The sequence below is a fragment of the Pseudomonas sp. JS3066 genome, assembly GCF_036328175.1.
GTDB lineage: Bacteria > Pseudomonadota > Gammaproteobacteria > Pseudomonadales > Pseudomonadaceae > Metapseudomonas.
This window is the reverse complement of the sequence record NZ_CP143312.1, coordinates 927,642-946,677: the sequence shown is the minus strand read 5'-3', so window position 1 is coordinate 946,677 and position 19,036 is coordinate 927,642. Positions and strand designations below refer to the sequence as shown.

The following is a 19,036-nucleotide window of genomic DNA, read 5'->3' as shown; positions in this document are numbered from 1 at the left end:
AAGTAGTCCGATGCCGTTTCCCGAAGTCACGAAGCAACGCCACCGCCTGTTGGTTCTCGCCCTGGTACTGCTGCTCGGCGGCGGATTCCTGGCCACCTCGCTGGTCAGCTACCAGGCATCGCTCAAGTCCATTCGCAGCAGCATCGTCAACACCGAGTTGCCGCTCACCTCGGACAACGTCTATTCGGAAATCCAGAAGGACCTGGTCCGGCCTATCCTGATTTCCTCGATGATGAGCCGCGATACCTTCGTGCGTGACTGGGTGATGCAAGGCGAGAAGAATGTCGAGCCCATGACCCGCTACCTGCGTGAAGTGCAGGAGCACTATGGTGCCTTCACCTCCTTCTTCATTTCCGACCGAACCCTCACCTACTACCAGACCAAGGGCGTGCTCAAGCAGGTGAACCCTAAGGAGCCGCGTGACATCTGGTACTTCCGTGTGCGGGACATGAAGGAGCCGTACGAGATCAATGTCGACGTGGACATGGCCAACCAGGACCGGCTGACCATCTTCATCAACTACAAGGTGTTCGATTACGACGGCAAGTTCCTTGGCGCCACCGGCGTCGGCCTGACGGTGGACGCGGTGATCAAGCTGATAGACGAATACCAGCGCCGCTACGACCGCAGTGTCTATTTCGTCGATACCACCGGACGCATCGTCCTGACCGGTGCCGATGGTGGTCCTCTGGGCGCGCGGGTCGGTCAGTCGCTGGCCGACGTACCGGGGCTTGAGGAACTGCAGGCCCGGCTGGGGCGCCCGCAGACCGGCAAGTTCGCGTATCACGAACGTGGTCGCGACCATTACCTGAACGTGCGTTACATTCCCGAACTGGATTGGTACCTGTTCGTCGACAAGCACGAAGACGGCCTGCTCACCGGCCTGCGCAACACCCTCTACCTCAACCTGCTGATCTGCCTGATCGTGACCAGCATCATCCTGGTGCTGGTAATCCGCCTGATGCGCCGCTACCAGCGCAGCATCGCCGCCCTGGCCACCACCGACAGCCTGACCGGGCTTCCCAACCGGCGCGGCTTCGAGCTACTCGCCGGCCAGGCGCTGCAGGAGGCCCGGCGCGAGCGCAAACCCCTGGCAGCCCTGCTGCTGGACCTCGACCACTTCAAGATGCTCAACGATACCTACGGCCACCAGGCCGGCGACCAGGTGCTGCAGGGCTTCGCCCAGAACCTGCGCGACAGCCTTCGCCAAGCGGACATCATCTGTCGCTGGGGCGGCGAGGAATTCATCATTTTGCTCAAGGACACCGGTAGCGCCACGGCCCACCAGTTGGCGGAGAAGGTTCGCCTCGAAGTAGCCGCCCAGCGCTACCCGTTCAAGGGCGTGAACCTCCACGTGACCACCAGCATCGGCCTGGCCGACATGCACCCGGAAGACGCCCTCGACAGCCTGATCGGCCGCGCTGACCGGGGCCTGTATCGCGCCAAGCAGTCGGGGCGCAATTGCGTGTGTGTAGAGCCATCAGGCAACCAAAGTGTGCTCTAGGTCAGTGCTCGCGAGCGTGCTGGGAGGTGCCGCCTCAGGCGGCGCCCTCGATGTAGCGGCTGATGGGCCTCTCGATCAACGACCACTGCGCGGATGACTCCGCTAACGGCAGGACCCGTGAACGGTTGTCGTCACGCGCAAACACTTGCCTGGCCATATCGCCCACCAGCCAGTTAGCAGTGTTGCAGGCCACTACTCGGCCTTCGGCGTTTACGATCAGCGCTTCCTTGTCCGTGCGCATCAGCCCGGCGAGCAGTACTCGCTCGAACTCGTGCAGGGCGATGTCCGCAGCCGCCACCCCCACGAATCGACCGTCGACGTGGATAGGTACGGAGAAGGCCATGATGTACTGGTCGGCGCCATAGAGATCGACGAACGGCCCCTCGACCCAGGGCTGGCCTGTCTCCCGAGGCCGGGAAAACCAAGGCATGCCCTGATAGTTGTAGAAGCTCTCGCTGCGTCGATTGAGGTTGAGCAGCATGGGCGTGACCTTGCCCGCCGGAGCTCTGCACCACCACTCCAGGTGCATCTCCTGATCAGCCAGCTCGCCCGGTTCCAGCACCACTCCGGTGCCGTGAATGCAGTTGCGCTCCTGCTGCAAGCGGGCCTGGATCGCCGGACGCAAGGCACAGAGATCCCGGGTAGTGGGCTTGCGACCCTCAGCCTGCAATTGCTTCCAGATCGCGACTACGTCCTCGGCCAGCAGATTCAACTGTGCAAACAGGTTACCGATCGAAGCATTGATGTGAACTGCACACTCGCTGAGCTGATCCACCTGCACATCTCGGTACATAGCCTGGGCCTCGTCTGGCTCTTGTTATTCAGTTTCGGATGAGTTCATGTCGCGCTTGCCGCCACGTCGCAACGCATTACCGGCGAAATCCCGAGCAAGTGCCGTGCCATTCAGATCTCTGCGCTGAGCAGCTGCAAACGCAGATTGATCAGGCGTTTGATTCCCCGCGTCACATGCGCTTCCGCTAGCGCGCCGGCCAGGTTCGCATCAGTAGCGACGATGGCGTCGGCGATCGCTCGATGTTCCAGCACCAGGCCTTCGACAGCGAGAGGGCCATCGGGAGATAGCCACAACAACTCTCCCAGTTCGGCCTGCAGGTTCATTTCTGCATGGGTCAGGCGCACCGATTGCGCGGCAACGGCCACTTCAAGGTGGAAGCGCGCGTCGGCGCGACGCTGCTCCTGACGCGACGATGCCTGGCGCAGCGCGTCGATATAGACCTCCAGGCGGGCATGGTGCTGGGCCGACGAGCGCTGCGCGGCCAGCCTTGCGGCTGCGCCGGAAATCGCCACATGCTCATCGCACAGGTCGCGCAACTCCAGCGCACTCATGGCCTTGAGCTGAGCGAACAACGCCTCGTCCTTGGTAGCAGGCGGTGCACAGACGAAGCTGCCACCATTGCGTCCCCGGCGAGTCTCGATCACGCCACGTTCGCGCAAGCTCGCCAGGGCGTCGCGCAGCGTGACGGTCGCGACCCCGAACTGGGTGGCCAAGTCACTCTCGCTGGGCAGTTGCTCGCCCTCACTGAACAACCCGAGTTCGACCAGCTCGATCAAACGACGCGCCACTTCCTCCGTACGCCCTTCCTGGCGCAGGCGCATGAAATTGGCAGGTCGGACGTTCTTCAACTCGTTCATAGGCGGCTAAGCCGAATACCTCCCTGGCTTGGTACACGTGCGTGAGTCACACCCATGGCGGGTGATGCTGCGGGCCATTATGGCCAGCGCCGGACAGGCCGCAATTAAAAATTTATTTTCATATCTTTCAATCAAAACCTGAAGAAAGACTGACTCTAAAGCGGTCAAGACTCGGGTAAATACGGCAAACAATCGACAGAAACCCCACCAGGATGTCGCTGTATTGGCAGGACCGAAAACATAAGATATGGTTTTAAATGTTTTAGCAACCTACCCGCCAAAACCGCCCCACGCACGCCCTGGCAGCCCTGACTGTCGCTAGCCGTGCCGGGATTCTCCAGAGGAGCACACCCGCGATGACCGAACTGACCCGAGCCGACTGGGAAGAACGCGCCAGCCGGCTGAGAATCGAAGGCCGCGCCTTCATCCAAGGTGAGTATGTGGAAGCTGCCAGCGGCGATACCTTCGACTGCATCAGCCCGGTCGATGGACGCCTGCTCTGCAAGGTCGCCAGTAGCGGCGAGGCGGATGCGATGCGGGCAGTTGCCTCAGCCCGTGCAACCTTCGACTCCGGCCTCTGGTCTCGCCTGGCACCGGTCGAGCGCAAGCAGGCGATGATCCGCTTCGCCGAGCTGATCGATGCCCACGCCGAGGAACTGGCCCTGCTGGAAACCCTGGACATGGGTAAACCGATCAGCGACTCGCTGAACGTTGACCTTCCTTGCGCGGTAGACGCCATTCGCTGGAGCGCCGAAGCCATCGACAAGGTCTACGACGAAGTGGCCGCAACGCCTCATGACCAACTGGGCCTGGTGACCCGTGAGCCGGTGGGGGTTGTTGCCGCCATCGTGCCGTGGAACTTCCCCCTGCTGATGACCTGCTGGAAGCTAGGCCCTGCGCTAGCTACCGGTAACTCGGTGGTCCTGAAGCCGTCCGAACGCTCCCCGCTGACCGCCATTCGCCTGGCCCAGTTGGCCTGTGATGCCGGCATCCCGGCTGGCGTGCTGAACGTGCTGCCAGGCTTCGGCCACAGTGTGGGCAAGGCTCTGGCCCTGCACATGGATGTCGACACCCTGGTCTTTACCGGCTCCACCCGCACCGCCAAGCAGCTGCTGATCAATTCTGGCGAATCCAACATGAAGCGCGTCTGGCTGGAAGCCGGCGGCAAGAGCCCGAACATCGTCTTCGCTGACGCCCCTGACCTGCAGGCCGCCGCCGAAGCCGCTGCCGGCGCCATCGCCTTCAACCAGGGCGAAGTCTGCACCGCGGGTTCGCGCCTGCTGGTAGAGCGCTCCATCAAGGACAAGTTCGTGCCCATGGTGGTCGAGGCGATCAAGGCCTGGAAGCCGGGCAACCCATTGGACCCGGCGACCAACGTCGGTGCCCTGGTGGACAGCCAGCAACTGGACATCGTGCTTGGCTACATCGAATCCGGCCACGCCGACGGTGCCAAGCTGGTGGCTGGCGGCAAACGTGTGCTGGAAGAAACCGGCGGCACCTACGTCGAGCCGACCATCTTCGACGGCGTGGACAACGCCATGCGCATCGCCAAGGAAGAAATCTTTGGCCCGGTGCTCTCGGTCATCGCCTTCGACAGCGAAGAAGAAGCGGTCGCCATCGCCAACGACACCATCTACGGCCTGGCCGCGGCGGTGTGGACCAGCAACCTGTCCCGCGCCCACCTGGTCGGCAAGGCCCTGCGCGCTGGCAGCGTCTGGATCAACCAGTACGACGGCGGCGACATGACCGCGCCCTTCGGCGGCTTCAAACAGTCCGGCAACGGCCGCGACAAGTCGCTGCACGCCTTCGACAAGTACACCGAGCTGAAAGCGACCTGGATCAAGCTCTGACCTATGGCAGGTGGCAACCGGACGGGGAGAGGTCCGGTTGCCACCCTCAACGAAGAGACCACCGGCGGCGCGCGGCCGCCTTACCACCGCTTCTTGTTCGATACCGATACAAAACCAATAAAGGAACCGACCGATGAGCAATGCACCCAGCAAGGCTGCAGTGGCTGACCGGGACGCGGAGCAATTACGCGCCCTGGGCTACACGTCCAACTTCGAACGCAGCATGAGCCTTTGGGAGAACTTTGCCCTGGGCTTCACCTACCTGTCCCCGGTGGTGGGGGTCTATACCCTGTTCGGCCTGTGTCTGGCGGCCGGAGGCCCACCGATGTTCTGGTCCTACCTGCTGGTGGGCATCGGTCAGTTGCTGGTGTGCCTCGTGTTCTGTGAAGTGGTTTCGCAATTCCCCATCTCCGGTGGCGTCTATCCCTGGGCACGGCGCCTGGTGGGCAAGCGCTGGGCCTGGATGGTGGGCTGGCTTTACTCCGTCTCGCTCTGCGTGACCATCGCTGCAGTCGCCCTCGGTGCCGGCCCCTACATCGCCAACCTGCTTGGCTTCGAGCCCACGGCCGTCACCAATACGCTGATCGCCCTTGGCCTGACCCTGATAGCGACCCTGTTGAACCTGAGCGGCACGAAACTACTGGCCCGTGTGGCGATGTTCGGCTTCATCTGCGAATTGCTGGGCGCCCTGGTAATCGGTGGCTACCTGCTGATCTTCGAGCGCCACCAACCTATCAGCGTGCTGTTCAACACGTTCGACATCAGCATCGACGGCAGCTACTGGCCCGCGTTCCTCACGGCGTCGTTGGCCGGCATGTTCCTCTACTACGGCTTCGAGGCTTGCGGCGACGTTGCCGAGGAAACACCGAACCCCAGCAAGCGCATTCCCAAGGCCATGCGCATGACCGTCTATATCGGCGGCGGCGCTGCCATGTTTGCGGCGATAGCGCTGATCCTCGCGGTGCCGGACATGGCCAAGGTGATTTCGGGCGAAGACAGCGACCCGATGTCCACCATCCTCAACAACGCTTTCGGCCCTCTCGGGTCGCGACTGGTCATGGCGGTGATCATCGTTTCCTTCGTCTCTTGCGTACTGAGCCTGCAGGCCGCAGCAAGCCGGCTGCTGTACTCCTATGCGCGTGACGAGATGGTCATGGGCAGTTCGCTGCTCAAGCGTCTGTCGCCCAACACCCATGTACCGGCCGCTGCACTGGTAGTCTGCGGCCTGCTGCCGGCCGCCATCGTCTGCGCGGGTTTCTTCTTGCAGAATGCCATCGCCGCGGTGGTTGCCTTCGCCGCGATCGGCATCTACCTGTCATTCCAGATGATCGTTGGCGGCGCGCTGTTCGCTCGCGTCCGCGGCTGGCAACCGAGCGGGCAATTCACCCTGGGCAACTGGGGTTGGGTCGTCAACATTGCGGCCCTGATCTACGGCGTGCTGGCCATCGTCAACATGTCCTGGCCGCGCACTCCGGACGCGCCGTGGTACGTCAATTACGGAATCGTCGTCACAGCGGCCGTAATCATTGCAATCGGCCTGCTCTACATGCTCGTACTCAAGCCTTACGACCGCGGCCAGGCCCCTGCTGGGGACGCGTGGAAACTGTCGACGCCAGCGCTGGAGAGCGAGCCGGCACGTTGAGTCAAACAGGGTGGGGCTGCCAGGCCCCGCCCTCCCCGCCTTCAAGCCAGCAGTGCCACCGACTTGATCTGCGCCCAGAGGGTCTGGCCAGGGTAGAGGCCAAGCTGGTCACGGGAGAAGCGGGTGATGCGCGCCAGCATGGGCGTGCCATCCACATCGAGACGCACCAGCACGTGGGCTGGATTGGCGGCCGGAGACTCTTCCACCATCCGTGCCGGCAATAGGTTGAGGATGCTGCTGTCGCGCTGTTTCTCCAGGCTCAGGCTGACGTCCCGCGCCAGCACCCGGAAGCGCAGGGAGCGGCTTTCGGCAACCGGCGAATGGGCCACCCTCACGCTGAGAGAGCTACCGGGCAACGCCAGGGTCAGCAACTGGTACTGGGCATCGAAACCCTGCACCCGCCCTTCGATCACCACACCGGCCTCGTCTTCCTGCGCGGTGGGAAGATCCAGGCGGGCGAGGGTCTGCTCCAGCGGCCCGCTGGCCAGCACCTGGCCGTTATCCAGTAGCACCAGGTGGTCGGCCAGGCGCGCCACTTCATCCGGCGAATGGCTGACGTAGAGGACCGGGATGTCCAACTCGTCATGCAGGCGCTCCAGGTAGGGCAGGATCTCGCCCTTGCGCTTGAGGTCCAGCGCCGCCAGGGGCTCATCCATCAACAGCAGGCGCGGACTGGTCAGCAGGGCACGGGCAATGCCGACACGCTGGCGCTCGCCGCCGGACAAACCGTCCGGCATGCGCTCGAGCAGATGGCTGATACCCAGCAGTTTCACCGCCTGCTCCAACGCGACACGGCGCTCCCGCGCGGGTATGCGCCGCTGGCCGAACTCCAGATTACGCAGGACCGAGAGATGTTCGAACAGGCTGGCTTCCTGGAACACATACCCCAGGGGGCGCTTGTGGGTGGGCAGGAAATGGCCACGGGCACTGTCCTGCCAGACCTCCCCATTGATCTCCAGGTAGCCCTCGGCGGCGCGCTCCAGGCCCGCGATGCAGCGCAGCAGGCTGGTCTTGCCCGATCCGGAGTGGCCGAACAGGGCGCTGACGCCACGGCCAGGCAGTTCGAGATCGGTCTCCAGGACAAAGTCCGGATGGCGCAGGCGGAATCGCGCGCGAATCTGTTGCATAAGTCAGGTCCAGCCGGGTTTCAGGCGTCGGCTGGTATTCAGCGCCAGCAGGATGAGGAAGGAGAACAACAGCATGCCGCCGGCCAACCAGTGGGCCTGGGCGTACTCCATGGCTTCGACGTGATCGAAGATCTGCACCGAGACCACGCGGGTCTTCTCCGGAATGTTGCCGCCAATCATCAGCACTACGCCGAACTCACCCACGGTATGGGCGAAGCCGAGGATGGACGCGGTGACGAAACCTGGCCTGGCCAGCGGCAGGACCACCGAGAAAAAGGTGTCCCAAGGACTGGCTCGCAGTGTGGCGGCTACTTCCAGCGGACGTTGGCCGATGGTGGTGAAGGCGTTCTGCAGGGGCTGCACGACAAAGGGCATGGAATAGATCACCGAACCCACCACCAGGCCGGCAAAGGTGAAGGGCAAGGTGCCGAGGCCTAGGCTCTGGGTGAACTGGCCGATGAACCCGTGGGGTCCCATGCTGACGAGCAAATAGAAACCGATGACCGTAGGCGGAAGCACCAGCGGCAGGGCGACCACGGCTGCGACTGTCCCCTTCAGGCGTGAACGGGTGCGCGCCAGCCACCAGGCGATAGGAGTGCCCACCACGAGCAGGAGCAGCGTGGTGAGGGTGGCAAGTTCCAGGGTCAGCCAGATGGCGGCCAGATCGGTACGGTCGAGGGGAAAGCTCATGGGTTGGCCGAATGATCACTTTTCGCTGTGTTGCGAACTATATAGCGAAGCTGCGTAGCCAGCCAGAATCAGGCTTAACCCCACCCCGGTCCGCTGCGGTGCAGGGCGTTGTCCGCGTCGAACAAGAGTTGCTCAAGGTCCTGCGCTCGCGAGGATTCGGCATGGCCGATTCGCAGGGTCAGGCTCTGCTCAGTCGCGCGATTGAAAGCACCAAGGCCAGCACGCAGGCGCTGCAGGACGGCATTCGGATCGCCATAACCGGAAGTCAGCACAAGGAACTCCCCGCCCCCGAGGCGCGCCAACAGGTCACCGCGCCGGAACTGCGCCCGAAGCATGCGAGCGGCAGTCAGCGGCAGGCTCTCACCTGGCCCGCTGTCGTTGCTGCCAACCAGCAGGTGGAGCAACAGGCAAGGTGTGTCGCGCTGGCGTGAGGCGTCCAGTTCTCCGGCGGCGTGGTGCAGGAAACCGAGACGGTTGTGCAGGCCGGTGAGCTCATCGGTCATGGAGAAGCGCTGGATGTCCTGTTCGACCCGCTCGCGCTCGCAGGCTTCGTCATAGAGCAGCCGGTTGGCGGCGACCAGGTCCTGGGTACGGGCGATGACGCGCTGCTCCAGTTCGTTGTAGAGCTGGACATTCTCCATGGCCACCGAGGTGGAGTCCGCCAGGGCCTGCAACAGACCGACCTCCCGCACACTCGCCATGCGCGGGGTGGCCCAGTAGGTGCCGATCGCCCCCACCGGGGCCATGCTGCGAATGGGCACCATCACCAGGCTTTTGACGAAGGTGGGGCGGTAGGCGTCGTGGGGGATGCGTGGGTCCTGGTAGATATCTTCGATCACTGCGGGCTCGCGGTTGATCATCGCCCAGCCGCTGATGCAAGTTTCCATGGGAAAGCGCAGGCCCTTCCACAGCGGTGAGATGGCGTCCTCATCCTTGTAGAAGCAGCGATCACCGTCACGCAGGACGAAGGTGGCACCATCCGCCCCTACCAGTTCCCGCGCAGCGCTGCGCACGATCTCTGCGATACGGTCGAGATCGCGGGCCAGGGACAATTCCTGAATGGCCCGTACCAGGCATTCGAGATTGCGTTCATAGCTGACAGCGGAACCTTCCATAGACCCACGCCTCCAGTCCGGAGCGAAGACGCCCCGGATTCATATCAGCACAGAGCTTCAGTCCTTGCGAGAGGGCGACAGCAATTCGATCTTGTAGCCGTCGGGATCTTCCACGAAGGCCAGGATACTGGTGCCGTGCTTCATCGGCCCCGGCTCACGGGTGATCTTGCCACCACGGGCACGGATGTCCTCGCAGGCCTTGTAGACATCGTCCACTTCCAGCGCGATGTGGCCATAGGCAGTGCCCAGCTCGTATTTATCCACACCCCAGTTGTAGGTGAGTTCGATCACGCTGTTGTGGGCTTCGTCGCCGTAGCCGACGAACGCGAGGGTGAACTGGCCGTCCGGATAGTCCTTGCGACGCAGCAGGGTCATGCCTAGCACTTCGGTGTAGAAGGCGATGGATTTGTCCAGGTCGCCGACGCGCAGCATGGTATGCAGCAGTCTCATCGTTGCTTCCTCATCGGTTGCCCGTTTTGCCGGGCTATAAATGCGAACCCCGGCTCGTGGCCGGGGTTCGTAGGCTCATGCTGACAAGCTTATCAGAACAGCTTGCGGCCCTTGCCTGCAGCGATGCGCATGCGCAGGGCGTTGAGCTTGATGAAGCCAGCGGCGTCGGCCTGATTGTAGGCGCCGGCATCGTCCTCGAAGGTGGCGATGTTGGCGTCGAACAGGGAGTCGTCGGACTTGCGACCGACCACGATGACGTTACCCTTGTAAAGCTTCAGGCGTACCACACCGTTCACGTTGGTCTGGGAGGCGTCGATCATCTGCTGCAGCATCAGACGCTCCGGGCTCCACCAGTAACCGGTGTAGATCAGGCTGGCGTACTTCGGCATCAGCTCGTCTTTCAGGTGCGCGACTTCGCGGTCCAGGGTAATGGACTCGATAGCGCGGTGGGCACGAAGCATGATGGTGCCGCCGGGGGTCTCGTAGCAGCCACGGGACTTCATGCCGACATAACGGTTCTCGACGATGTCGAGGCGGCCGATGCCGTTGATGCCGCCGACGCGGTTCAGCTCGGTCAGCACCTGGGCCGGAGTCAGTTCCTTGCCGTCGATGGCGACGATGTCACCATTGCGATAGGTCAGTTCGATGTAGGTCGGGGTATCCGGCGCCTTTTCCGGGGAAGTGGTCCACTTCCACATGTCTTCTTCGTGCTCGGTCCAGGTGTCTTCCAGCACGCCGCCTTCATAGGAGATATGCAGCAGGTTAGCGTCCATGGAGTACGGGGACTTCTTCTTGCCGTGGCGCTCGATCGGGATGGCGTGCTTCTCGGCATAGTCCATCAGCTTCTCGCGGGACAGCAGGTCCCACTCGCGCCAGGGAGCGATCACTTTCACGCCCGGCTTCAGTGCATAGGCACCCAGTTCGAAACGCACCTGGTCGTTGCCCTTGCCGGTGGCGCCGTGGGAGATGGCGTCGGCGCCGGTCTCGTTGGCGATTTCGATCAGGCGCTTGGCGATCAGCGGACGGGCGATGGAGGTGCCCAGCAGGTACTCGCCTTCATAGATGGTGTTGGCGCGGAACATCGGGAATACGAAGTCGCGAACGAATTCTTCGCGCAGGTCATCGATGTAGATTTCCTTGACGCCCATCGCCTGGGCCTTGGCGCGGGCCGGCTCGACCTCTTCGCCCTGGCCGAGGTCAGCGGTGAAGGTCACTACTTCGCAGTTATAGGTATCTTGCAGCCACTTGAGGATCACCGAGGTGTCCAGGCCACCGGAATAAGCCAGGACAACCTTCTTCACGTCCGCCATGCCATCAACTCCACGGGGGTTGTACGAAAAACCCGTGATTCTACTGACCCTGGCGGTCAAATTACAGTGGCGCGACAGCTTATGACGACGAGGCGACAGAATCTGTCGACTGTGCGACGAGCGGCAGGGTCAGGAACCGCTCGGGGCCTTGGGGGCGGGAGCAGCACCCTGGACGCCCGGAGCGGGAGCCGGGCCGGTCGGAGCGGCGTCGGGAACGCCAGGCTTGACGGGATCCGGCGCCTCCGCCGGAGCAGGAGCAGGAGCAGGAGCAGGAGCGGGCGCTGCGGCCGGCGCCTCCACAGGCAGGTCGACGCGCGACAACTGCACGGTGGCCCGGCGATTCTTGGCCCGGTTGGCCGAGCTGTTGTTCGGCGCCAGCGGATAGCGCTCACCATGGAAGCGCATGACCATTTGCGCCTCGGGGAAACCGTTGGCCTTGAAGTAGTCGTACACCACCAGGGCGCGGCGGCGCGAGAGGTCGCGGTTGGTCAGACGATTGCCGCTGTTGTCGGAATGGCCATCGATCTCGATGTGATTGACGCTTGGATCAGCCTTGATGAAGTCGAGCATGATTTCCAGCTTCGCCCGCGCGATATCGTCCAGCTCCATGCCGCCCCCCGGAAAGCCGACCTGCACATGCTTGACCTGGTCGAAGTTCACCGGCAGCAGCTTGGCGGTGCACGCGAGATAATCCTGGTAGGCCTGGTTGAATTTCACCGGCAGCAGGCGCACTTCCATGGCGTCGCCGCCCTGCAGGGTGCGATGGCGTATCAGAGGGCTGCGGCCCTCCATCAGGCCGGCAAGCAGACGCCCGGCCTGCTGCTGGGAACTGTTGAAGGGCACCTCACCGCCGCCGACGCTGACCACACCAAGGTTGATATCGCCCCTGCCCGGCTGCCAGGGCGCTGCAGCCGCCAGCAAGGTCGCTGACCCCGCCCCCATCCAGCGTTCGTGAGCCTTCAGGCGGAAAGTGGCCTGCTCGCCGGCACGACGCACGAACTCACCCGCACCGAAGTCCGTGATGGATTGCGAAAGGCGGCATTCGAACTTGTCACCCTCGACCTTCCACTCCACCTTCTCCAGGCGAGTCTGGAATGTGATGGCCATGGCCGGCAGGCTGGCGAGCAAACTCAGGATGGCGAGATAACGCTGGCGCACGGCTGGCTCCACGGGGAATTACGGCGTTCCTGCTGGATATCGGTGGCGCTCGACAAAACTTGAGCGCGGATTTACCTGCGCACTCGCCCGAGGATTAGGCCCTGCGTGCCCCTGCAGGGCTTTTCCGGTAGCATGTCCGCCCAGTTCTGCCCGCCTGGAAGCCCCTCATGTCCGACCGTTTGACCCTCCTGCGTCCCGACGACTGGCACATCCATCTGCGCGATGGTGCCGTCCTGGCCCACACCGTTGCGGATGCTGCCCGTACTTTCGGCCGCGCCATCATCATGCCCAACCTGGTACCTCCGGTTCGCAATGCCGAGGAAGCCGACGCGTATCGCCAGCGCATCCTTGCCGCCCGTCCGGCGGGCAGCCACTTCGAACCCTTGATGGTGCTGTACCTCACCGATCGCACCAGCCCGGAGGACATTCGTGCGGCCAAGGCTTCCGGTTTCGTGCACGCGGCCAAGCTTTATCCGGCCGGCGCCACCACCAACTCGGATTCCGGCGTCACCAGCGTCGACAAGATCTTCCCGGCCCTGGAAGCCATGGCCGAAGTCGGCATGCTGCTGCTGGTCCACGGTGAAGTGACCCGTGGCGAAATCGACGTATTCGACCGCGAGAAAGTATTCATCGACGAACACCTGACCCGCGTAGTCGAGCGCTTCCCGACCCTGAAGGTGGTGTTCGAACACATCACCACCGGCGACGCGGTGCAGTTCGTGCAATCGGCTTCGGCCAACGTCGGCGCCACCATCACCGCCCACCACCTGCTGTACAACCGCAACCACATGCTGGTTGGCGGCATTCGTCCGCACTTCTATTGCCTGCCGATCCTCAAGCGCAACGTACATCAGGAAGCACTACTGGACGCTGCCACCAGCGGCAGCGCCAAGTTCTTCCTCGGCACCGACTCGGCGCCCCACGCCAAGCACGCCAAGGAAGCCGCGTGCGGCTGCGCCGGCTGCTACACCGCGTATGCCGCCATCGAGCTCTATGCTGAAGCCTTCGAGCAGCGCAATGCGCTGGACAAGCTGGAGGCCTTCGCCAGCTTCCACGGTCCGGACTTCTACGGCCTGCCACGCAACACCGACCGCATCACCCTGGTCCGCGAAGAATGGACCGCCCCCGCCACCCTGCCGCTGGGCGAGCAGGTGGTGGTACCGCTGCGCGCTGGCGAGAAGCTGCAATGGCGCCTGCTGGAGGAACAAGCGTGAGCGAGGACCTTTACGACGACGAACTGGACGGCAGCCTGCCCTCCGGCCCGCGCCACCCCATGGCAGCGCGCTTCCGTGGTTACCTGCCGGTGGTGGTAGATGTGGAGACCGGCGGTTTCAACGCCGCGACCGATGCCTTGCTGGAGATCGCCGCGACCACCATCGCGATGGATGAGCAGGGTTTCCTCTACCCGGACCATACCCACTTCTTCCGCATCGAGCCGTTCGAAGGCGCCAATATCGAACAGGCCGCGCTGGAGTTCACCGGGATCAAGCTGGATCACCCACTGCGCATGGCGGTGAGCGAGGAGCACGCGCTGACGGAAATCTTCCGTGGCCTGCGCAAGTCGATCAAAGCCAATGGCTGCAAGCGCGCCATCCTGGTCGGCCACAACTCCAGCTTCGACCTCGGTTTCCTGAATGCTGCAGTGAACCGGACCGCTCTCAAGCGCAATCCATTCCACCCCTTCTCCAGCTTCGACACCGCGACCCTGGCTGGCCTCGCCTACGGTCAGACCGTACTGGCCAAGGCTTGCCAGGCCGCCGGCATCGATTTCGACGGCCGCGAGGCACACTCGGCGCGCTACGACACCGAGAAGACTGCCGAGCTGTTCTGCGGCATCGTCAACCGCTGGAAGGAAATGGGCGGCTGGATCGACGACGACGATTGAGTCCCCATCGAAACTCCAGACATGAAAAAGCCCGGCATATGCCGGGCTTTTTCTTTAGCTGGAAACGCTTACAGGGAAGAAGCGTTCTCGGCCAGGTACTGGGCAACACCTTCCGGAGAAGCGGTCATGCCCTTGTCGCCTTTCTTCCAGTTGGCCGGGCAGACTTCGCCGTGCTCTTCGGTGAACTGCAGGGCGTCGACCAGACGCAGCAGCTCGTCCATGTTACGGCCCAGCGGCAGGTCGTTGACGATCTGGGAACGCACAACGCCGTTCTTGTCGATCAGGAAAGCGCCGCGGTAAGCCACGCCGTCTTCGGATTCGACGTCGTAGGCCTTGGCGATTTCGTGCTTCATGTCGGCAGCCAGGGTGTACTTGACCGGGCCGATGCCGCCCTTGTCTACCGGGGTGTTACGCCAGGCGTTGTGGGTGAAGTGGGAGTCGATCGACACGCCGATCACTTCCACGCCACGGGCCTGGAACTCGGGAATGCGGTGGTCCAGGGCGATCAGCTCGGACGGGCAGACGAAGGTGAAGTCCAGCGGGTAGAAGAACACCAGACCGTATTTGCCCTTGATGGCCTCGGACAGGGTGAAGCTGTCGACGATTTCGCCATTGCCCAGAACGGCGGCAACGGTGAAGTCCGGAGCCTGCTTGCCTACGAGTACGCTCATTCCATGTCTCCTGAGTTGTCATGAGTAGTCAGTGGGGTCGGGGTCACAGCCTGGCCGACCAATGTGGCGACGCCATGACACCCGCTTCCAAAAGGACGGGCAATAATACACTCGACGGCTAACCCCGCCCACCGCTTTCGACTGGCGGGTCAACGTCCGCCGCTGACCGCCGAATTACGCGGGAACACCTCTGGCCCGGGCGTTCCAGGCAAATCTTTGACAATCATTCTCATTACTATTAGTATCCCCTCATCCAACCACTCCCCTGAGTTCTGAGTGCTATGTACGTCTGTCTCTGTCTAGGTGTCACTGACGGTCAAATTCGCGAAGCCATCTATGAAGGCTGCTGCAGCTATCGCGAAGTACGCAACACGCTGGAAGTGGGCACCCAATGCGGCAAGTGTGCTTGCCTGGCCAAGCAGGTGGTCAAGGAGACCTTGGCCGAGGTGCAGAGCAGCCAGGCGGCCCTCGCCTTCCCCGCGGCATACGCCATCGCCTGACCATTCGGCGGAATCACAGGAAACCGGACCGCAGCGTCCGGTTTTTTGTGCCTGATTTTCAATACTTTAGAGTTCAAATGTAGAAGTAAAACATTCTTATTAATATTCAAATTCATTTGTAATTCAACAACTTAGATTTGACACAATAAATTGCGAGGATCAGAATTTCTTAACCATCCACTCTTCCTACGGCAGGATTCCACATGAAAGGCGACAAGAAAGTCATACAGCATCTCAACAAGATCCTCGGAAACGAGCTTGTTGCGATCAACCAGTACTTCCTGCACGCCCGCATGTACGAAGATTGGGGTCTGAAGAAACTGGGTGAACACGAGTACCACGAGTCCATCGACGAGATGAAGCATGCGGACAAGCTGATCAAGCGCATTCTCTTCCTCGAGGGCCTCCCCAACCTGCAAGACCTTGGCAAGCTGATGATCGGCGAGAACACCAAGGAGATGCTGGCCAGCGACCTCAAGCTGGAGCTGGCAGCCGTTCCGGACCTGAAGACGGCTATTGCCTACTGCGAAAGCGTCGGTGACTACGGCAGCCGCGAACTGCTGGAAGAAATCCTCGAGTCCGAGGAAGAACATATCGACTGGCTGGAAACCCAACTGGGCCTGATCGACAAAGTCGGCCTGGAGAACTATTTGCAGTCGCAGATGGACGAGTAATCCGCCGACAAAAAAGAAGCCCCGCCAATGCGGGGCTTTTTAATTTGATGCACCGCCAAATCATTCTCCTCGAATCCGGAACACTATTAACTATCGAAAAACGGACCGACATGAATGAGTAACTTTCAACATCAAGATGCCTTCTCAATTTGAGAAGCCAGTATCTTCCCGAACAGCTAACGATAAGCAAAAAAAACCCCGCATTTGCGGGGCTTTTTTCGAATCCGGAGCGGATCAGGCGCTGGCCTTGCTCACGGCATCCTTGACCAGGGTCTGCAGCTCACCCTTTTCGAACATCTCGGTAATGATGTCGCTGCCACCAACCAGTTCACCGCCTACCCACAGCTGGGGGAAGGTCGGCCAGTTCGCGTACTTCGGCAGATTCGCGCGGATTTCCGGATTCTGCAGAATGTCGACATAAGCGAACTTCTCGCCACAAGCCATCAGGACTTGCGCGGCGCGGGCCGAGAAGCCGCACTGCGGAGCGTTCGGCGAGCCTTTCATGTACAGCAGGACAGTGTTGTTGGCGATCTGCTCTTTGATGGTTTCGATGATATCCATTGGGCACCTCGGCTGAACTTTCCGACTGGCAAGTCGGCAGGATGGCGGCATTGTAACGGAAAGCCGAGCGGCGCGCTCGGGCTTCCCTTGTCTTCAGGCGGCCACCACTTCCACAGGAACGCCATTGAGTGCGGCGTTGCCAGAAACCGCATCCAGTTGGCGTTCATCGGTCAGATCGTTGGCACTGGCGCCCGGCTGCTCGCTGGCGATGCCCATGCGCACACCGGGCCGTGCATGCCCCCAACCATGGGGAAGGCTGACTACGCCCGGCATCATGTCCTCGCTGGCGCCTACCTCTACCTCGATCATCCCAACCCGCGAACGCACCCTTACCCGTTGCCCATCTACCAGTCCACGTGCTTCCAGGTCGCGCGGGTGCATCAGCAACTGATGACGCGGCTTGCCTTTCACCAAGCGGTGGTAGTTGTGCATCCAGGAGTTGTTGCTGCGCACATGGCGGCGACCAATCAGCACCAGCTCGCCCTCCCGGGGAGTGGGTTGTGCCGCGAAGCGTTCGAGATCGGCCAGGAGAATCGACGGAGCTGCCTCGACCTTGCGGCTGGTCGTCTTCAGCCGACCGGCCAGATTGGGCTTTAGCGGGCCGAGGTCAACGCCGTGGGGATGTTCCCGCAACCGCGCCACGGAAAGCTTGAGCTCGGAGCGGTCACCATAGGCACCGGCACGCAGCCCCAGATCGATCATCTGCTCGGGGGCCATGGTGGGCTTCAGTTCGATACCGGTGCGAGCGGCAAAGGCCTTGGCCAGCCCGACGAAGATTTCCCAGTCGTGCAGCGCCCCCGCTGGCTTGGCCAGTACGGACTCGTTGAAGCGGGTGACGTTGCGGACGGCGAAAAGGTTGAAGGTGGTGTCGTAGTGCTCGTGCTCCAGGGGCGAGGTGGGCGGCAGGATCAGGTCGGCATAGCGGGTAGTCTCGTTGATATAGAGGTCGATGCTGAGCATGAACTCCAGGCCATCCAGCGCCTGTTCCAGCTGACGACCGTTGGGCGTGGACAACACCGGATTGCCGGCAACCGTCACCAACGCCCTCACCTGCCCCTCGCCAGGAGTGAGCATTTCTTCAGCCAGTGCCGCTACCGGCAGCTCTCCGCCGTACTCGGGCAAGCCGGATACCCGGCTCTGCCAGCGATTGAAATGACCGCCCGACGTGGCGGCTACCAGGTCTACCGCCGGTTCGGTGCAGAGCACACCACCCACCCGATCCAGGTTGCCGGTAACCAGGTTGATCAGCTGGATCAGCCATTGGCAGAGGCTGCCGAAGGCCTGGGTCGATACGCCCATGCGGCCATAGCAAACCGCACTCTCGGCCGCAGCGAAGTCCCGGGCCAGTTGGCGAATGTGTTCTGCCGGAACGCCGCAACGCTGGCTCATGGCCTCTGGCGTGAATCGGTCGATGGCCTCCCGCACCTGTTCAAGACCTTCGATCTCAAGATGGGTGGCGCGACCAAGGCGCTCTTCGAACAGGGTATTGAGCAAGCCGAACAGAAGCGCCGCATCCTGCCCCGGACGCACGAACAGGTGTTGATCGGCCATGGCCGCGGTTTCGCTGCGTCGGGGGTCGACTACCACCAGTTTTCCTCCCCGCGCCTGTAGCGCCTTCAGGCGCTTCTCCACATCCGGCACGGTCATGATGCTGCCGTTCGAAGCCAGTGGGTTGCCGCCCAGGATAAGCATGAACTGTGTCTGATCGATGTCCGGAATCGGAATCAGCAAGCCGTGACCGTACATTTGCTGGCTGATCAGGTGATGGGGCAACTGGTCCACCGAAGTCGCCGAAAAGCGTCCGCGGGTCTTGAGCAAACCGAGGAAGTAGTTGCTGTGAGTCATCAACCCATAGTTGTGCACGCTTGGGTTGCCCTGATAGACGGCCACCGCATTGTTGCCATGACGTCCCTGGATATCCGCCAGACGCTCGGCCACCAGCGCAAAGGCTTCATCCCACTCGATGGGCAACCATTCGTTGCCGGCTCGGCGCATGGGTTGGCGAATACGGTCAGGATCGTTCTGGATGTCCTGCAGAGCCACCGCCTTGGGGCAGATATGGCCTCGACTGAAGCTGTCCTGGGCGTCGCCCTTGATGGAAAGGATGCGCCGGCTGCCATCCTCCTGGTCTTCGGTCTCGATGGTCAGGCCGCAGATGGCCTCGCAGAGATGGCACGCACGGTGATGAAGGGTCTTGGTCATTGCCTGGCCTCATTCTTGTTCGAGACGACCGGTCAGGTCGCAAGAAC

Annotated in this window: 18 protein-coding genes; 7 read left to right on the top strand and 11 right to left on the bottom strand. The window is 62.1% G+C overall.

Annotation, left to right across the window (positions count from 1 at the left end; all coding sequences use genetic code 11):
* Window positions 1-10 precede the first annotated feature (10 nt).
* On the top strand, window positions 11-1,504 hold the full coding sequence (locus tag SA496_RS04595) for a sensor domain-containing diguanylate cyclase (protein ID WP_330115084.1): 1,494 nt from the start codon (window positions 11-13) through the stop codon (window positions 1,502-1,504).
* A 34-nt stretch (window positions 1,505-1,538) separates the two neighbouring features.
* Here SA496_RS04595 and SA496_RS04590 read toward each other — a convergent pair whose 3' ends face one another.
* Complete coding sequence (locus tag SA496_RS04590) at window positions 1,539-2,297, bottom strand: cache domain-containing protein (RefSeq protein ID WP_330115083.1); 759 nt, start codon at window positions 2,295-2,297, stop codon at window positions 1,539-1,541.
* Between the two features lie 110 nt (window positions 2,298-2,407).
* A complete protein-coding gene (locus SA496_RS04585; RefSeq protein WP_256661000.1) occupies window positions 2,408-3,154 on the bottom strand; it encodes a FadR/GntR family transcriptional regulator in 747 nt (248 codons plus the stop codon).
* Between the two features lie 356 nt (window positions 3,155-3,510).
* On the opposite strand from SA496_RS04585, the gene SA496_RS04580 reads away from it, so the two are divergent.
* Together SA496_RS04580 and SA496_RS04575 are read left to right on the top strand one after the other, a co-directional pair.
* Window positions 3,511-5,004 carry an aldehyde dehydrogenase gene (locus SA496_RS04580; RefSeq protein WP_330115082.1) on the top strand — a complete coding sequence of 498 codons (1,494 nt, stop codon included), beginning with the start codon at window positions 3,511-3,513 and terminating at the stop codon, window positions 5,002-5,004.
* Window positions 5,005-5,137: 133 nt separating this feature from the next.
* Complete coding sequence (locus SA496_RS04575; RefSeq protein WP_120652542.1) at window positions 5,138-6,646, top strand: APC family permease; 1,509 nt, start codon at window positions 5,138-5,140, stop codon at window positions 6,644-6,646.
* A 41-nt stretch (window positions 6,647-6,687) separates the two neighbouring features.
* Here the strand turns inward: SA496_RS04575 and modC are convergent, their stop codons facing one another.
* From modC to SA496_RS04545, 6 genes are all read right to left on the bottom strand, one after another.
* The gene (gene modC, locus SA496_RS04570) at window positions 6,688-7,773 is read right to left on the bottom strand and encodes a molybdenum ABC transporter ATP-binding protein (RefSeq protein WP_120652543.1); all 1,086 of its coding nucleotides are present in this window, start codon (window positions 7,771-7,773) and stop codon (window positions 6,688-6,690) included.
* Window positions 7,774-7,776: 3 nt separating this feature from the next.
* Window positions 7,777-8,463: a molybdate ABC transporter permease subunit gene (gene modB, locus SA496_RS04565; protein ID WP_120652544.1), complete on the bottom strand. Its 687-nt coding sequence runs from the start codon at window positions 8,461-8,463 to the stop codon at window positions 7,777-7,779.
* Between the two features lie 74 nt (window positions 8,464-8,537).
* A complete protein-coding gene (locus tag SA496_RS04560) occupies window positions 8,538-9,578 on the bottom strand; it encodes a GGDEF domain-containing protein (RefSeq protein WP_153921238.1) in 1,041 nt (346 codons plus the stop codon).
* 57 nt (window positions 9,579-9,635) lie between these two features.
* Window positions 9,636-10,028, bottom strand: a complete 393-nt coding sequence (gene gloA, locus SA496_RS04555; RefSeq protein WP_120652546.1) for a lactoylglutathione lyase — start codon at window positions 10,026-10,028, stop codon at window positions 9,636-9,638.
* Between the two features lie 92 nt (window positions 10,029-10,120).
* Window positions 10,121-11,338, bottom strand: a complete 1,218-nt coding sequence (locus SA496_RS04550; protein ID WP_120652547.1) for an argininosuccinate synthase — start codon at window positions 11,336-11,338, stop codon at window positions 10,121-10,123.
* Window positions 11,339-11,467: 129 nt separating this feature from the next.
* A complete protein-coding gene (locus SA496_RS04545) occupies window positions 11,468-12,496 on the bottom strand; it encodes a flagellar protein MotY (RefSeq protein WP_330115081.1) in 1,029 nt (342 codons plus the stop codon).
* A gap of 167 nt (window positions 12,497-12,663) precedes the next feature.
* Here SA496_RS04545 and pyrC point away from each other — a divergent pair, with 167 nt between their 5' ends.
* Together pyrC and rnt are read left to right on the top strand one after the other, a co-directional pair.
* On the top strand, window positions 12,664-13,710 hold the full coding sequence (pyrC, locus tag SA496_RS04540; RefSeq protein ID WP_153921240.1) for a dihydroorotase: 1,047 nt from the start codon (window positions 12,664-12,666) through the stop codon (window positions 13,708-13,710).
* Entirely contained in the window at window positions 13,707-14,381 is a 675-nt protein-coding gene (gene rnt / locus SA496_RS04535; protein ID WP_120652549.1) for a ribonuclease T, read from the top strand. Before pyrC ends, rnt begins: the two co-directional genes overlap by 4 nt.
* Before the next feature lie 68 nt (window positions 14,382-14,449).
* Here the strand turns inward: rnt and SA496_RS04530 are convergent, their stop codons facing one another.
* Window positions 14,450-15,052 carry a peroxiredoxin gene (locus SA496_RS04530; RefSeq protein WP_120652550.1) on the bottom strand — a complete coding sequence of 201 codons (603 nt, stop codon included), beginning with the start codon at window positions 15,050-15,052 and terminating at the stop codon, window positions 14,450-14,452.
* Window positions 15,053-15,333: 281 nt separating this feature from the next.
* On the opposite strand from SA496_RS04530, the gene SA496_RS04525 reads away from it, so the two are divergent.
* On the top strand, window positions 15,334-15,552 hold the full coding sequence (locus SA496_RS04525; RefSeq protein ID WP_330115080.1) for a bacterioferritin-associated ferredoxin: 219 nt from the start codon (window positions 15,334-15,336) through the stop codon (window positions 15,550-15,552).
* A 203-nt stretch (window positions 15,553-15,755) separates the two neighbouring features.
* Window positions 15,756-16,226 carry a bacterioferritin gene (bfr, locus tag SA496_RS04520; RefSeq protein ID WP_120652551.1) on the top strand — a complete coding sequence of 157 codons (471 nt, stop codon included), beginning with the start codon at window positions 15,756-15,758 and terminating at the stop codon, window positions 16,224-16,226.
* A 234-nt stretch (window positions 16,227-16,460) separates the two neighbouring features.
* On the opposite strand, the gene grxD is transcribed toward bfr, so the two are convergent.
* Window positions 16,461-16,787 carry a Grx4 family monothiol glutaredoxin gene (grxD, locus tag SA496_RS04515; protein WP_120652552.1) on the bottom strand — a complete coding sequence of 109 codons (327 nt, stop codon included), beginning with the start codon at window positions 16,785-16,787 and terminating at the stop codon, window positions 16,461-16,463.
* Between the two features lie 93 nt (window positions 16,788-16,880).
* Complete coding sequence (locus SA496_RS04510; RefSeq protein ID WP_120652553.1) at window positions 16,881-18,989, bottom strand: molybdopterin oxidoreductase family protein; 2,109 nt, start codon at window positions 18,987-18,989, stop codon at window positions 16,881-16,883.
* Window positions 18,990-19,036 lie beyond the last annotated feature (47 nt).